We start from the raw sequence: 15,134 nt of genomic DNA, 5'->3' as shown, positions 1-15,134 counted from the left end.
CGCCTCGCCGCCGTCCGCACGGCCGCCGCCGCCCTGCTCGCCCCGCTCGCCGCCGCGCCGAGCGCCCTCGCCGCCACCCCGGACGCCACCCCGGAAGCCGCCGCCACCGCGCTCCCCGCCGTCCCGGCGCTCAAGGTGCTGACGTACAACGTCTTCCTGATGAGCAAGAGCCTCTACCCCAACTGGGGCCAGGACTACCGCGCCAAGGCCATCCCCGCCACCGACTTCTTCCGGGGCCAGGACGTCGTGGTGCTCCAGGAGGCCTTCGACAACGCCGCCTCCGACGCGCTCACCGCCCAGGCTGCCACCGTCGGCTACCCGTACCACACTCCGGTCGTCGGCCGCTCGACCAGCGGCTGGGACGCCACCGCCGGCAGCTACAGCTCCACCACCCCCGAGGACGGCGGGGTCACCCTGCTCAGCAAGTGGCCCATCCTCCGCAAGGAGCAGTACATCTTCAAGGACGCCTGCGGGGCGGACTGGTGGTCGAACAAGGGCTTCGTCTACGCCGTGCTCGACGTCAACGGCGTGCGCACGCACGTGCTCGGCACCCACCTCCAGTCCACCGACACCGGCTGCTCCGCCGGTGAGCCGGCCGCCGTCCGGGCCGCCCAGCTCAAGGCGATGAAGGCGTTCGTCGACGCCAAGAACATCCCGGCCGCCGAGCCGATCGTGCTGGCCGGCGACCTCAACATCGACTCGCACGGCAGCGAGTACCCGGCCCTGCTGGCCAACGCGGGCGTGGCCCCGGCCGACACCCGCAACGGCTGGGTCAACTCCTTCGACACGGCGGACAACTCGATCGCCGCCTACCGCTACCCGGGCGAGCCCAAGGAGGACCTCGACTACGTCCTCTACCGGGCCGACCACGCCCGTCCGGCGAACTACACCAACACGGTGGTCCGCTTCCACAGCTCGCCCTGGACGGTGAGCAGCTGGGGCAAGAGCTACACCTACAACGACCTCTCCGACCACTACCCGGTGACGGCCGGCTGATCCTGGCGGCGGTTCACCGGGCCGGTCAGCCCGCCCCGGTGAACCGCCGGTAGGCCTCCGCCAGCGCCGCGGCCGGCGGGCGGCCGCGCGGCGGCGCCCCGGACGGGCCCAACTCGTCCAGCGCGGTGGCGGTTTCGGCGGCGTCGACCTCCTCGGGGTCGGGCACGGCGCCCCGCCAGAAGACGTCGATCAGCTCGGCGAGCGGGCGGTCCCCGGAAGCCATCGATCCCTCACTCTCCGATCGTGTCGGCGGACAGCGTGAGCAGTTCGCGCAGCCGCTCGGTGGGCAGTTCGGCGAGCCACTGCTCGCCGTCCCCGACCGCCGCCTCGGCCAGGGCGCGCTTGGCGGTGAGCAGTTCGTCGATCCGCTCCTCGACGGTGCCGGCGCAGACCAGCCGCCGGACCTGCACGTCGCGGCGCTGCCCGATCCGGTGGGCGCGGTCGGTGGCCTGGTCCTCGACCGCCGGGTTCCACCAACGGTCCAGGTGGATCACCTGGTTGGCGGCGGTCAGGTTGAGCCCGGTGCCGCCGGCCTTCAGCGACAGCAGGAACACCCGCGGCCCGTCCGGCGCCCGGAACCGCTCGACCATCTCGTCCCGCCGACCGCGCGGCACCCCGCCGTGCAGGTAGAGCACCTCCTCGCCCAGCTTGCGCCGCAGGTACGGCCGGAGCATCGTGCCGAACTCGGCGTACTGGGTGAAGACCAGCGCCCGGTCCCCCTCGGCCAGCGCCTCCGTGAGCAGGGCGACCAGCTGCTCCACCTTGCCCGAGCGGCCGGCCACCGCCGTTCCGTCGTGCAGGAGTTGGGCCGGGTGGTTGCAGACCTGCTTGAGCCGGCCGATCGCCGCCAGCACCGCACCCTTGCGCTCGACGCCGCGCAGCCCCTGCAACCGCTCCAGCAGGTCGGCGACCACCGCCCGGTAGAGCCCGGCCTGCTCGGCGGTCAGCGAGCAGCGGACGGTGAACTCCTGCTTGGCGGGCAGGTCCCGGACGATCAGCGGGTCGCTCTTGCGGCGGCGCAGCAGGAACGGGCCGGTGACGCGCCGCAGCCGGGCGGCGGCGTCGGCGCTGGCGGCCTGTTCGACCGGGATCGCGAACCGCTCGCGGAACGCCTCCGAGCTGCCGAACAGCCCCGGGTTGGCGAAGTCCAGCACCGCGTGCAGGTCGGCCAGCCGGTTCTCCACCGGTGTGCCGGTGAGCGCGATCCGCGGGCCGGAGCGCAGCGAGCGCAGCGCCCGGGACTGCCGGGCCGAGCGGTTCTTGACGTGCTGGGCCTCGTCCGCGACGATCCGCCGCCAGTGGATCCGGCGCAGCTCGGCGGCGTCCCGCTGGACCAGTCCGTAGGTGGTGATCACCAGGTCGGCCGCCTGGAGTCCGGGGCCCGGGGCGGTGCGGTCGGGGCCGTGGTGGACGTGCACCCGCAGGCCGGGCGCGAACCGGGCGGCCTCCCCGCGCCAGTTGCCGACCAGGGACATCGGGCAGACCAGCAGCACCGGGCCGGTCGCGCCGCGCTCCTGCTCCAGGGCGAGCAGGGCGAGGGTCTGCACCGTCTTGCCGAGTCCCATGTCGTCGGCCAGCACGGCGCCCAGGCCCAGCCGGCCGAGCGCGTCCAGCCAGGCCAGCCCGCGCCGCTGGTAGGGGCGGAGCGAGCCGGTGAAGCCGGCGGGCAGCTCCGGGACCCGGTCGGCGGGGCCCGGGGTCCCGGCCAGCAGGTCGCCGATCGGGCCGGTCGCGTGCACGGCGGTGACCGGCAGTCCGTCCACCACGGCGCCGTCGTCCACGGCCAGCCGCAGCAGTTCGACCGGCGCCATGGTGCCGCTGCCGCGTTCGGCCAGGAAGCGCGCGGCGGCGGCGAGTTGGACCTGGTCGACCTCGACCCAGCGGCCCCGCAGCCGGACCAGCCCCTGCTGGGCGGCGGCCAGTTCGGCCAGCTCCTGCTCGGTGAGGGTGAGGTCGCCGAGGGCGAGCCGCCATTCGAAGGCCAGCACGGCGTCCCGGTCGACCTGCGCGGTGCGGGCCACCGCGGACGGGTCGTCGCCGGTGGCGCCGGCCGTCAGGACCAGGCCGAGCCGCGGGCGGCGCTGCCACCAGGCGGGCAGCAGCACGCCGAACCCGGCGCGGGTCAGCGCGGGCGCGCCCTCGCGCAGGAAGCGCAGGGCGCCCGCCCGGTCGAGGCCGGTCCCGGTGGGGAAGGTACCCGCGAGGGCGGCGCGCAGCGTCGGGTCGACCCGCCCGGCGCGGTCCAGCTCGGCCAGGTAGGCCTCGGCCGGGTCGCCGGGGACGGCGCGGGCCAGCGCCTCGTAGGCCGGGTCGGCGGCGCCGGGCCGCAGCGCGGCGGCGGGGACCACCAGGGACGGGCGGTCGACCGCGCGGACCAGCAGGTCGAGGCGCCAGTCGTCGGCGACCGGCCCGCCGTCGGGGTCGTCCGGGTCGGCGCCGAGGGGTTCGCTGAGCCGGAAGTCGAGCCGCAGCGGTCCGTCGGCCGGCCGGGCGGCGTACCAGTCGGCCAGCCGCTGCGGCAGCCCGGCGGGCGGCGGCTGGCCGAGCCGGCCGTCCGGTCCGTAGAGCGCGGCGAGGAACGGGTCGGCGGGCGGCGCGGCCTCGGCGAGCGCGACCCGGGCCTCCTGGTCGACGAGGGCGTCGAGCAGTCCGGTGAGCAGCGCGGCGGCGGACGGCTCACCCACGGACGGCGTGCCCCCGCCCCCGTCCGGCCGGTGCTCGGCGCGGCAGACCGGGGGGCACCCCGCGACCAGCGCGGCCGTCTCCCGGCGGGCCGGGCCGTCCGGCGCGGGCCGCCAGCGCGCGTGCCACTCCCCCGTCTCCTCGACCAGCGCCGGGAGCAGCCGCCCGCGCCCGACCAGCCGCCAGGCCAGGTCGTGCGCGGCGGCGAGCCAGCGCACCGAGGCGCCGTACGCCAGCTCGGCCGGGGTGCCGTCCGGCAGCTGGACGGTCGCACCCGGCCAGTGCGGGTCGTGCAGCGCGCCGAGCAGCTGGGCGGCCTGCGCCCGGTCGAAGAGCAGCGCGGGCACCCGCCACGGGCTCAGCCCCACCCCGCGCGGGGCGGCGCCCACCGGCAGGTCCGGCGAGGGCGTCGGGCGGCCGCCGAGAGTGGGCAGCAGCAGCCCGGTCCACCGTTCGGCGGCCTGTTCGGCCAGCCAGCCCAGCCCGGGCCCGACCGTCCCGAGCAGCCGGGCGACCTCCCCGGCCGGGCAGGCGAACGGGTGCGCCGCCCCGCCCCGGTCGGCCCGGTCGCGCCGCTCGCCCCGGTACGCCGCCGCGTCCTCGGCCCAGACAGCGAGCCGGCCGTCGTCCCGCCAGAGGGCGTGCAGGGCGTACATCGGTGGCGCGGCCTCTCCTGGGAAGCGGGAACAGCGGAGTCGAAGCAAGACCTCCCAGCCTAGTCCGCCCCACCGACAGGGCCGCCGGGCCGCCGACGGGCCACCGCGCGGGGCCCGGTGCGCCCGCCTAGGCTGACCGAAAAGTACCCGTTCACGGGTATACGTCCGCCCGACGGAAGGGTGAGAGCCTTGAGCGCGTCCACCGAGGAGCCGAACGCGTCCGCCGCGCAACCGCGGCGGCCGGAGCCCGCCGTGGGCCCCACCCCCGAGGGCGAGCCGCGGGTCCGCCCCTACCACCACCCGGCCGCCGGCTGGGGCGCCGCGAAGAGCGTCACCCGCTTCATGGTCCGCGAGGGCGCCCTGGTGGACGGGCCGCGGGCGATCATGAAGATGAACCACGAGCGGACCGGCTTCGACTGCCCCGGCTGCGCCTGGCCGGACGACACCAAGGGCCTGCACCTCGACATCTGCGAGAACGGCATCAAGCACGTCACCTGGGAGATGACCCGCAAGCGGGTCGGCCGCGAGTTCTTCGCCGCGCACTCGGTGACCGAGCTGTCCGGCTGGAGCGACTACGCGCTGGAGAACCAGGGCCGGCTCACCGAGCCGATGGTGTACGACGCCGCCACCGACTACTACGTCCCGATCACCTGGAAGGACGCCTTCGCGCTGGTCGGCCGCACCCTGCGGGGGTTGGACAGCCCGCACCGGGCCGCGTACTACACCTCCGGCCGGCTCGGCAACGAGGCCACCTTCCTCTACCAGCTGATGGCCCGCGAACTGGGCACCAACAACCTCCCGGACTGCTCCAACATGTGCCACGAGGCGAGCGGCCGCGCGCTCCAGGCCTCGCTCGGCACCGGGAAGGGCACCGTCGACCTCAAGGACTGGGAGGCCACCGACGCGCTGTTCATCCTCGGCGTCAACGCGGCCTCCAACGCGCCCCGGATGCTCACCGCGCTCGCCGAGGCCTACCACCGGGGCGCGCAGATCGTGCACGTCAACCCGCTGGTCGAGGCCGCCGCCACCCGCACGATCATCCCGCACGACTTCACCGACATGGCCCTCGGCAAGGCGACCCGGACCAGCACGCTGAACCTCCAGCCGCGGATCGGCGGCGACCTGGCCCTGCTGCGCGGCATGGCCAAGGCGATCCTGGAACAGGCCCCGAGCGATCCCAAGGCGCTGGACCAGGAGTTCATCGACCGCCACACCACCGGCTTCGCCGAGTACCGGGCGCTCTGCGAGGCCACCCCCTGGGAGGAGTTGGAGCGGCAGTCCGGGCTCCCGCGCGCCGACATCCTCAAGGCGGCCCGGGTCTACCGCGACGCGGACCGCTCGATCGTCAGCTGGTGCCTGGGCGTCACCCAGCACGAGCACGGCGTCGACACCGTCCGGGAGATCGTCAACCTGCTGCTGCTGCGCGGCAACCTCGGCCGGGAGGGCGCCGGCCCGTCCCCGGTCCGCGGGCACAGCAACGTCCAGGGCAACCGCACCTGCGGCATCGACCACCGCCCGGCACCGGAGTTCCTGGACCGCCTCGCCGAGGTGTGCGGGATCGACCCGCCCCGGGAGCACGGCCTGGACACCGTCGCCGCGATCCGGGCGATGCGGGACGGCGAGGTCACCGTGTTCGTCGGCATGGGCGGCAACTTCGCGCTCGCCGCGCCCGACACCCCCTACACCTTCGCGGCGCTGCGCACCTGCGAGCTGACCGTGCAGGTGAGCACCAAGCTCAACCGCAGCCACCTGGTGCACGGCCGGCAGGCGCTGATCCTGCCCTGCCTCGGCCGCACCGAGAAGGACCAGCAGCGGACCGGCCTGCAGAGCACCTCGGTCGAGGACTCGATGAGCATGGTGCACCTGTCCGTCGGCATGAAGCGGCCCGCCTCCCCGGACCTGCTGTCCGAGCCCGCGATCATCGCCGGCCTGGCCCGGGCCGCGCTGCCCGACAGCGCCACGCCGTGGGAGTGGTACGTCGAGGACTACGACCGGATCCGCGACGCCATGGCCCAGGTCCTGGACGGCTTCGAGGACTTCAACCGCCGGGTCCGGCTGCCGCTCGGCTTCCGGATCCGCCAGCCCGCCCGCGAACTGGTCTTCCGCACCCCGTCCGGGCGCGCCGAGTTCTCCGCCGCCGCGCTGCCGGACGTGGTGCCCGCCCCCGGCACCCTGGCCCTCGGCACCATGCGCTCGCACGACCAGTGGAACACCACCATCTACTCCGACGACGACCGCTACCGGGGCGTCCACAACCTGCGCACCCTGGTCTTCATGAACCGCGACGACATGCGCGAGCGCGGCATCGCCGAACTCACCCCCGTCGACATCACCAGCACCGCCCGGGACGGCAGCCGGCGCCGCCTCGACGGGTACCTCGCCGTGCCGTACGACATCCCGCGCGGCTGCGCGGCCGGCTACATGCCGGAGATGAACGTGCTGTGCGCGCTCGGCGACTACAGCACCCAGAGCGACCAGCCGATCATGAAGCACCTCAAGGTGACGATCGTCCCGGCGGGGCGGCAGCCGTAGCGCACCCGAACGCCCCGCCCGGGGCGCGCCGTCCGGGTTTCCGCCCTAGGTTGCGGTGCGAGGGGGTCATCCGAGCGAGAGGTACGCACTGACATGGCTGGGAAGTTCGAGCTGTACACGGACGACAGCGGCATGCACCGGTTCCGGCTCAAGGCGAGCAACGGAACGATCGTGGTGACGGGCGACCCGGAGGACAGCCGGGACGACTGCCTCAAGAGCATCGAGTCGCTCCGCAAGCTCGCGCCCTACGCGGAACTCAAGGAGGCGGCCGCCGGCCCGGCCTGAGGAATCCGGTGACGCCCCTCGGCGGGCGATGACGCCCTCGGCGGGCGGGGACGCGGGTCGGCGGCACAATTCGCCGACCCGCGTTCGTTTGTACGACAGATCCCTTTGGCCGCGTGCACGCCGGACGCGGACAGAACACAGGCATGCGTGTCGTCATCGTCACCGAGTCCTTTCCCCCCGAGGTCAACGGCGTCGCCCACAGCGTGCTGCGGACCGCCGAGCACCTGCTCCGCCGGGGCCACCAGCCGCTGGTCGTCACCCCGGCCCCCGCGCGCGGCGCGCACAGCCCGTCGCACACCTTCGGCTCCGGCACGGCGGCGGCCGACCTGCCGGTGGTCCGCGTCCCCTCCGTCCCGCTGCCCGGCTACCCGCAGGTCCGGATCGCGCTGCCCAGCCGGCAGCTGGCCGCCGCGATCGAGGGCCACCGGCCCGACCTCGTCCACCTGGCCAGCCCGTTCGTCCTCGGCGCGCGCGGCGCGCAGGTCGCCACCCGGCTCGGCCTGCCGATCGTCGCCGTCTACCAGACCGACCTCGCCGGGTACGCGCACGCCTACCGGGCCGGGCGCGGGCTCGGCGAAGCCGCCGCCTGGCACCGGATCCGCGGCATCCACGGCCTCGCCGCCCGCACCCTCGCGCCCTCCACCCCCGCCGCCCAGGACCTCACCGCGCACGGCGTCGCCCGGGTCCAGCTCTGGCCGCGCGGCGTCGACTCGGCCCGCTTCCACCCGCGCCACCGGGACGAGGCCCTGCACCGGGCGCTCGCCCCCGGCGGCGAGGTGCTGGTCGGGTACGTCGGGCGGCTCGCGCCCGAGAAGCGGGTCGACCTGCTGGCCGAGACCGCCACCCTGCCCGGCGTCCGGGTGGTGATCGTCGGTGACGGGCCGTCCGCGCCCGGGCTGAAGGCCCAGATGCCCGGCGCGGTCTTCCTCGGCCGCCGCACCGGCGAGGAACTGGCCCGCTGCTTCGCCTCGCTGGACGTGTTCGTGCACACCGGCCCGCTGGAGACCTTCTGCCAGACCATCCAGGAGGCGATGGCCAGCGGGGTCGCGGTGGTCGGACCGGCCGCCGGCGGCCCGCTCGACCTGGTCGCGCACCACCGCACCGGCCTGCTCGTCCCGCCCCGCGACGGCGCCGCCGTGGCCCGGGCGGTCACCGAGCTCGCCGGGGACCCCGAACTGCGGGCCTCGTACGGGCGCGCCGGGCGGGCGGAGGTGACGGCCCGCACCTGGGAGGCGGTCGGGGACCTGCTGCTGCGGCACTACGCGGAGGTGCTGGCCGAGCACCACGGGGTGGCGGTCCCGGCCGGGCCCGTCGTTCCTCCCGCTGCCGCCGCCGTGCCGCCCGGGCCGCCCACCGACGCGCGGACGGAGGAGCTGCCCGCATGACCACCGGCCCGCTCCGGATCGTCCGGGTGGCCAACTTCGTCACCCCCGTCTCCGGCGGACTGCGCACCGCGCTGCGCCACCTCGGCGCGGGCTACCGGGCGGCCGGGCACACCCCGGTCCTGGTGGTGCCCGGCGAGCGGCGGACGGCCGAGGAGGACGAGCAGGGCCTGGTCGTCACGCTGCCTGGCCCCGTCCTGCCCGGCAGCGGCGGCTACCGACTGCTCACCGACCGGCGCGCGGTCGCCGCCGAACTGGAGCGGCTCGCGCCCGACCGGCTGGAGGTCTCCGACCGCACCACCCTGCGTTGGACCGGCGCCTGGGCCCGGCGGCGCGGCGTCCGCTCCGCGATGGTGTCGCACGAGAGCGCCGCCGGGCTGCTGCGCACCTGGGGCCTGCCCGGCCCGGTCGCCGGCGCGGCGGCGGACCGGCTCAACGGCCGGACCGCCCGGTCGTACGACACGGTGATCTGCACGACCGACTGGGCCGCCGCCGAGTTCCGCCGCCTGGGCGTGCGGAACCTGGCGCGCGCCCCGCTCGGCGTGGACCTCACCACCCTGCGCCCCCTGCCCGCCGCAGCCCGGGCCGAGGAACGCGCCCGGTACGCGGCCCCCGAGGAGGCGCTGCTGGTGCTCTGCTCCCGGCTCTCCACCGAGAAGCGCCCCGAGCACGCCCTCGACGCGCTCGCCGCGCTGCACGCCGCCGGACGGCCCGCCGTCCTCGCGGTGGCCGGCACCGGTCCGCTGCGCGCCCGGCTGGCCGCCCGGGCCGCCCGGCAGGGGCTGCCCGTCCACTTCCTCGGCCACCTGGCCGGGCGCGCCGCCGTCGCCCGGCTGCTCGGCTGCGCGGACGCGGTGCTGGCCCCCGGGCCGGTGGAGACCTTCGGGCTGGCCGCGATGGAGGCGCTTGCCTGCGGCACCCCGGTCGTGGTCAACCGCGGATCCGCCCTGCCCGAGCTGATCGGCACGGCCGGCCTGCCCGCCGAACCGACCGGCGCGGGCTACGCGGAGGCGGTGCGCGAACTCCTCGCGCGCCCCGAACCGGACCGGCGCGCCGCCGCCCGCGCCCAGGCCGAACGCTACGGCTGGCCCGCCGCGGTGGCGGCCTTCCTCACCGCCCACGGCGCACCACCGGCCGCCGGGCCGCGGTGAAGACCCCAACAGGCAGACACGAACGGAACGGCCGGACCCGACGGGGGGCCGGGCACGGGTGGGAGGTCCGATGCACACGACCACGGCGGTCGACGGAGAAGACGGCACCGCGCAGCAGCAGCCGGTCGGCGGGCCGGTCCGGTTCGTCGCGCTCGGCGACTCGCTCACCGAGGGCGTCGGCGACCCGATCCCCGACGGATTCCGCGGCTGGGCGGCCCTGCTCGCCCGCTCCCTGGCCCCGCCGCACCCGGGCGTCGAGTTCACCAACCTCGCCCGCAGCGGCGCGCTCACCACCGACCTGACCACCGAACAGCTGCCCGCCGCCCTCGCGCTCCGGCCCCAGGTGGCGGCCGTGGTGGTCGGCGGCAACGACACCCTGCGGTCCGGCTTCGACGTCGGACACACCACCCGGTCGCTCGACGCCGTCCTCGGGCGGCTCACCGCCGGCGGCGCGCTGGTGCTCACCGCCTGCCTGCCCGACCCGGGCACCCTGCTGCGGCTGCCCCGGCCGCTGGCCCGCCCGCTGGCCCGCCGGATGCGCGCGGTGAACACCGTGGTCCACGCGCTCTCCGCCCGCCACCAGGCCGTCCACCTGCACATCGCCGACCTGCCCTGGACGGCCGAACGGCGGCTGCTCAGCGTCGACCGCCTGCACCCCAGCGCCGAGGGCCACCACCTGATCGCCCGCGGCTTCCACGACCTGCTCGCCACCGCCGGCCGCCCGCTCGGCCCGGCCCCCGCCCCGGAACCGGCCGAACCACCGCCCGGCACCCTCGCCGACCTCTGGTGGATGGCCACCCGCGGCACCCGCTGGGTCGCCGACCGGAGCACCGACCTGCTCCCGGGCCTCATCGCCCTCGCCGCCATGGAGGGCTACGCCCGCCTCCGCGGCTCCACCGACCGCCAGGACCAGCAGATGACCCACGCCACCACCACCGCCCTGACCACCCTCCCCTGACGGGGCAGTGGCCGCCCCCCAGCCGACGCCCGATCCCCCGGGCATCTCCCCTGCCGGCGCGGGGACCGCACAGGTGGCGCGCGACGGCGGCCAGGCGGGCCCCGTCCGTCGAAACACCAGCACATCCCCGCCCGGGTGGGAACCACGGGGGTGGTGTGCGGTGTCGTCCCGTGGGACGGCAGACGGAGGGAGTGCGGATGGTGGCGGAGCGGTCGGGGCGGGAGTTGCTGGCGGCGGCCGGGGTGCTGTTCCCGGACGAGGACGGCAGGGTGCTGGTGGTGCGGTTGCCGTACGACCGGAAGCATCCGGTGGCGGTGCCGGGCGGCGGGTGGGATCCGCAGGACCTGTCGCCCCGTCGGACGGCGGAGCGGGAGATCGCCGAGGAGTTGGGGTTCACGCCCCGGCTCGGGTCGCTCGCCTGCCTCGACTGGACGCTCGGCCACGACCGGCCGCCGATCGCCGCCCACCTCTACTGGGCCGACCCGCTGACGCCGGAGCAGCTCGCGGCGATCACCCCGGACCGCGCCGAGGTGGGCGGCTGGACCTGGCTGACGCCGGAGCAGGCGAGCCACGCACTGCCGCCCCGGCTCTCCCGCCGGGTGACGGCCTGTCTGCGGGCGCCCCGTTCGGCCGCCCCGCTGGAGCTGGAGGACGGCCTGCCGGTCGGGCACGTCCTCGACCACCTGACGCCCGGCCCGGCACCGGAGTACACCGGCTTGGCGGGGCTGTCCCTGACCGGGGATGACGCCCCCGACGAACCGGTCATCGCGAGCGAGCCGCCGATGGACCGGGAGACCTACATCGCCGGCCGCCCGCGGATCCGGGCCAAGGCCCGCACGGTGTTCACGGACGACGCCGGCCGGGTGCTGCTCGTCCGGCTGACGCCGTGGCCCGGGCCGCGCGGCGAAGTGCCGTACTGGGTGCTGCCGGGCGGCGGGATCGAGGCGGACCGGGAGTTGCCGCGGGCGGCGGCCCGCCGGGAGGTCCGCGAGGAGCTGGGCTGGGAGTGCGAGCCGGGGCGGCTGCTGGCCCTGGACTGGCTGCCCGGCCCAGAGGCGGATCCGGGCACCGACCGGGGCGGCGCCGTGCTGGTGTACGTCTTCGACGGCGGCACGGTGACGGAGGAGCGGTCGGCGTCGATCGTGCTCCAGGAGGAGGAGCTGGCCGAGTGGCGGTTCTGCGCACCGGACGAGGCGCGGGCGCTGCTGTCGCCGTCGTCCTGGGCGCGGACGGCGGCCGCGCTCGCGGCCCGGGGGCGGCCGGGCGGCCCGGCCGAACTGGTCGGCGGGTACCCGGCGCGGTGAGCCCCCGGGCCGCGACGCGGGGCGCCGGGCGGCGGGACAGGCGGCGTCCCGCCGGTCCACCGAGTAACGCCAGGGTGCCTCGGCCTTTAGGCCGAGGGGGAATGGCGCTTCCCGCGCAGCGGGTCAGGTGTAGCCGTTTCGCCGTCAAGGCGGACCGGCGTCTCGGGAGAGGCGGCGGTGAGAGCGGCCTCAAGCAGGTGCAGCAACTCTGAGTTGAGGGACCGTCTGCCCGCAGCCGGCGGCGTTGTCAGTCGGGTGTGCAAGTCCTCGGGGCTATGACGAGGTTCCGGATGTATCCGACGAGCGAGCAGGCGAGCATCATGCTCGACCACTGCGCGCACGCCCGGTACGTGTGGAACCTCGCCGTCGAGCAGCACTCGCACTGGTACCGGGGCCGCAAGGCAGCACCTGGATTCGCGGAGCAATGCCGCCAGCTCACCGAGGCCCGGCGTGACAACGAGTGGCTGCGCGAGGGTAATCAGACCGTGCAGCAGCAGGCGTTGCAGGACTTCTCCAAAGCCAAGAACGCCAAGTTCACGGCAGGGTTCGGAGAGCCGACCTGGCGCAAGAAGTTCCAGCACGAGGGCTTCCGTGTCATCGGCACCGACCGTGTCCCGGAGTTCGGACCGGACGGCAGTGCGAAGATCAACCCGAAGACCCGGAAGCAGGTCCTCGGGCGCTCCGTCATCGTGCAGAAGCTGAACCGCCGCTGGGCGCAGGTCAAGGTGCCCGGCTGCGGATGGGTCAGGTTCCGCAACACCCGCACCAGCCTGCCCGACGCGAAGACGTTCCGCGTCACCTTCAAGAACAACCAGTGGCACATCGCGTTCGCCGTCATCCCCGACCCGATCGACGTACCCGGCACGGGTGAGGTCATCGGCGTGGACCGGGGCGTGACGATCACCGCTGCCCTGTCCGACGGCCGCACGCTGAACTGCCCGCAGCCCACCACCCGCGAGCGGGCCCAGATCCGCAAGCACCAGCGGCGTGCCGCCCGCGCCCCGAAGGGCAGTGAGCAGAAGACCGCCGAGTACGCGAAGGTCGCCAAACTCAAGGCCCGCGAAGCCGACCGGCGCAAGGACTGGTGCGAGAAGACCAGCACCGACCTGGCCAGGTCCTACGACCTGATCCGGTTCGAGAAGCTCAACATCCGCAACATAACCGCCAAAGCCAAGCCCAGGCCCGACCCCGACCAGCCCGGCACGTTCCTCAAGAACGGACGGGCCGCCAAGGCCGGACTGAACCGGGCGATCCTCGCCCAAGGCTGGGGACTGCTGCGCCGGCGCACCGAGCACAAGGCACCCGGCCGGGTCCAAGACGTCCCCGCCCCCTACACCAGCCTGCAATGCAGCGCCTGTAAGTGGATCGACAAGAACTCGCGCAAGAGCCAAGCCGAGTTCGTCTGCTCCTCCTGCGGCTTCACCTGCAACGCGGACGAGAACGCAGCAATCAACGTCGCGGTAGGACAGGCCGTAAGGCCCCAGCGCACACGCGCCGGTACCGGAGGGGCAACACCGCGCCAGCGGTCGAGTGCCCGTGAACCTCAACACCCCACAGGTGTTGGAATCTCCCGGCTTTAGCCGGGGGAGGAGGTCAAACTGACCGCATGCGGAACACGCGGTACACACAGCCCGCGCCACGGCCCGGCGACGGGCTCGGGGCCGCCCTGACCGGCCGCCGGGTGGCGGCGGTCAGTGGTGGCGGCCGGCTGGAGCTCACGCTCGACGGTCCGGTGACCGTCCGGGTGGTGCACGAGTTCCGCTTCGCCGGGCCGGCCGAGGTGGAGCACTTCTACCCCGAACTGACCTTCCGGCCGACCGGACCACTGCTCGCTCTGGTCGGCCGGAAGGTCGGCTCCGCCCGGGTCACCATGGCCGGCGGGCTGGAGCTGGTCTTCGACGGCGAGGGCAGCAGCGACGACGCCGCCTCGCTGTCCGTGCCGCCGCACGCGCGGCTCGCCCCGTGGAGCGTGTTCACGCCGCGCGGCCCGGTCTGTGCCGGGCTGCCCGGTGGCGAGGTCGTCTGGCCGGAGCCGGGCGGGGAGCCCGGCTGAGCCCGCCGACTCAGACCTCAGACCTCGGACTCGGACCTCGGACTCAGACCTCCAGCTCCGCCTCGATCTTGGTCAGCTGGTGCCGGGCCATCGCCAGGTTGGCCCGCTTCTTGTCCAGCGCCAGGTAGAGGAAGAGGCCCTTGCCGGTGCGGCCGGTGAGCGGGCGGATCAGGTGGTACTGGCTGCTGAGCGTGATGAGGATGTCCTCGATCCCGTCCTGCAGGCCCAGCATGTCCATGGTGCGCATCTTGGCGCGGACCACGTCGGTGTTCCCGGCGGCGGCGACGTTGAGGTCGAGCCCGCCGGGACCGTCCAGGGTCGCCAGCGCCATGCCGCTGTTGTAGTCGACGAGGGCCGCGCCGAGGGCGCCCTCGATCACGGTCATGGTCTGCTTCAGCGCGCCGGCGGCGTCGGTCATGTCGGTGTCTCCAGTTCGTGGGTGTGGCTGGGGAGTTGCAGGGTCGGGTGCCCGGGCCGGGACCCGGGGGTCAGTACGACTCCCGGGCGTCCTTGGGCGCGAGGGCGTCGTTGAGCAGCGCGGTGATGCGCTGGGCGGAGCGGCGGGCCTCCAGGTGCAGGCGGCCGACGTTCGCGTCCGGGTGGGCCAGCAGGGTGAGCACGCAGCTGCCGCCGGCCGCGTAGGTGGCGACGTAGCCGTGCTCGCCCCGGACCAGCGACTCGCGGAAGTCGCCCTGGCCGGTGCTTTCGGCGAGCCGTTGGGCCAGGCTGAGCGAGGCGGCGGTCATGGCCGCCAGGCCGGAGGGCTCGGTCCCGTGGGTGTCGTGTGCGACGAGCAGGCCGTCCACGCTGGCCACCAGGCCGCCCGCGAGGTGCGGCACCCGGTGCTTGAGGGCGCGGAGTTCGGCCAGCAGCTCGGTCTCCAAGGCGATCAGTTGTCTCCTTCCGACACGCTGCTTGAGCGCCCGCCTCATGGCCGTGAGGGCGGGGTCGCGGGCGGAGAGTGGTTCAAAGTCGGGCCTCCAGAAGGGTTCGGACCCGGATCAGCAGCGCGATGTCCGGGTCGGCGACGGGCAGCGGGTGGGCCGGTGCCGGGGTCGACGGGGTCGGGGAACGGGCGGCCGCGGTGCCGGGCCCGGTTCCGGGACCGGCTCCCGGGCGACGGCCGGAGTGCCGC

The 15,134-nt window shown here is 75.1% G+C and carries 13 protein-coding genes; 9 read left to right on the top strand and 4 right to left on the bottom strand.

Features of this window, described 5'->3' with window-relative positions; translation table 11 throughout:
• Positions 1–996: sphingomyelin phosphodiesterase (sph, locus tag AB0N76_RS36560; RefSeq protein ID WP_363564866.1), on the top strand; the 996-nt coding region annotated here is incomplete at its 5' end.
• A gap of 25 nt (positions 997–1,021) precedes the next feature.
• Here the strand turns inward: sph and AB0N76_RS36555 are convergent.
• Both AB0N76_RS36555 and AB0N76_RS36550 read right to left on the bottom strand, forming a co-directional pair.
• Positions 1,022–1,219 (bottom strand): hypothetical protein, encoded by a 198-nt coding sequence (locus tag AB0N76_RS36555; RefSeq protein WP_363564864.1) that lies wholly within the window; start codon positions 1,217–1,219, stop codon positions 1,022–1,024.
• A gap of 7 nt (positions 1,220–1,226) precedes the next feature.
• The gene (locus AB0N76_RS36550; protein WP_363564862.1) at positions 1,227–4,334 is read right to left on the bottom strand and encodes an SNF2-related protein; all 3,108 of its coding nucleotides are present in this window, start codon (positions 4,332–4,334) and stop codon (positions 1,227–1,229) included.
• A 252-nt stretch (positions 4,335–4,586) separates the two neighbouring features.
• Here AB0N76_RS36550 and AB0N76_RS36545 point away from each other — a divergent pair, with 252 nt between their 5' ends.
• The 8 genes from AB0N76_RS36545 to AB0N76_RS36510 all read left to right on the top strand — a co-directional run bounded on the left by AB0N76_RS36545 (position 4,587) and on the right by AB0N76_RS36510 (position 13,999).
• Positions 4,587–6,866, top strand: coding sequence for an FdhF/YdeP family oxidoreductase (locus tag AB0N76_RS36545; RefSeq protein ID WP_363564868.1), 2,280 nt, complete (start codon positions 4,587–4,589; stop codon positions 6,864–6,866).
• A 93-nt stretch (positions 6,867–6,959) separates the two neighbouring features.
• Positions 6,960–7,151, top strand: a complete 192-nt coding sequence (locus tag AB0N76_RS36540; protein WP_363564860.1) for a DUF1508 domain-containing protein — start codon at positions 6,960–6,962, stop codon at positions 7,149–7,151.
• 143 nt (positions 7,152–7,294) lie between these two features.
• The gene (locus AB0N76_RS36535; RefSeq protein ID WP_363564858.1) at positions 7,295–8,536 is read left to right on the top strand and encodes a glycosyltransferase family 1 protein; all 1,242 of its coding nucleotides are present in this window, start codon (positions 7,295–7,297) and stop codon (positions 8,534–8,536) included.
• Positions 8,533–9,684: a glycosyltransferase gene (locus AB0N76_RS36530; RefSeq protein ID WP_363564856.1), complete on the top strand. Its 1,152-nt coding sequence runs from the start codon at positions 8,533–8,535 to the stop codon at positions 9,682–9,684. The genes AB0N76_RS36535 and AB0N76_RS36530 overlap by 4 nt, the downstream gene beginning before the upstream one ends.
• Positions 9,685–9,754: 70 nt before the next feature.
• Complete coding sequence (locus AB0N76_RS36525; RefSeq protein ID WP_363564854.1) at positions 9,755–10,642, top strand: SGNH/GDSL hydrolase family protein; 888 nt, start codon at positions 9,755–9,757, stop codon at positions 10,640–10,642.
• 197 nt (positions 10,643–10,839) lie between these two features.
• Positions 10,840–11,946 carry an NUDIX hydrolase gene (locus AB0N76_RS36520; RefSeq protein WP_363564852.1) on the top strand — a complete coding sequence of 369 codons (1,107 nt, stop codon included), beginning with the start codon at positions 10,840–10,842 and terminating at the stop codon, positions 11,944–11,946.
• A gap of 290 nt (positions 11,947–12,236) precedes the next feature.
• Positions 12,237–13,526 carry a transposase gene (locus AB0N76_RS36515; protein ID WP_363564850.1) on the top strand — a complete coding sequence of 430 codons (1,290 nt, stop codon included), beginning with the start codon at positions 12,237–12,239 and terminating at the stop codon, positions 13,524–13,526.
• Positions 13,527–13,552: 26 nt separating this feature from the next.
• On the top strand, positions 13,553–13,999 hold the full coding sequence (locus AB0N76_RS36510; protein ID WP_363564848.1) for a DUF6188 family protein: 447 nt from the start codon (positions 13,553–13,555) through the stop codon (positions 13,997–13,999).
• Between the two features lie 43 nt (positions 14,000–14,042).
• Here the strand turns inward: AB0N76_RS36510 and AB0N76_RS36505 are convergent, their stop codons facing one another.
• Both AB0N76_RS36505 and AB0N76_RS36500 read right to left on the bottom strand, forming a co-directional pair.
• A complete protein-coding gene (locus tag AB0N76_RS36505) occupies positions 14,043–14,417 on the bottom strand; it encodes a hypothetical protein (RefSeq protein ID WP_363564846.1) in 375 nt (124 codons plus the stop codon).
• 70 nt (positions 14,418–14,487) lie between these two features.
• Positions 14,488–14,883 carry a roadblock/LC7 domain-containing protein gene (locus AB0N76_RS36500; RefSeq protein ID WP_363564844.1) on the bottom strand — a complete coding sequence of 132 codons (396 nt, stop codon included), beginning with the start codon at positions 14,881–14,883 and terminating at the stop codon, positions 14,488–14,490.
• Between the last annotated feature and the right edge of the window lie 251 nt (positions 14,884–15,134).

This window comes from Kitasatospora sp. NPDC093806 (assembly GCF_040683335.1).
GTDB lineage: Bacteria > Actinomycetota > Actinomycetes > Streptomycetales > Streptomycetaceae > Kitasatospora.
Note: the sequence above shows the minus strand (reverse complement) of the source record. Positions and strands in the feature narration are given on the sequence as shown.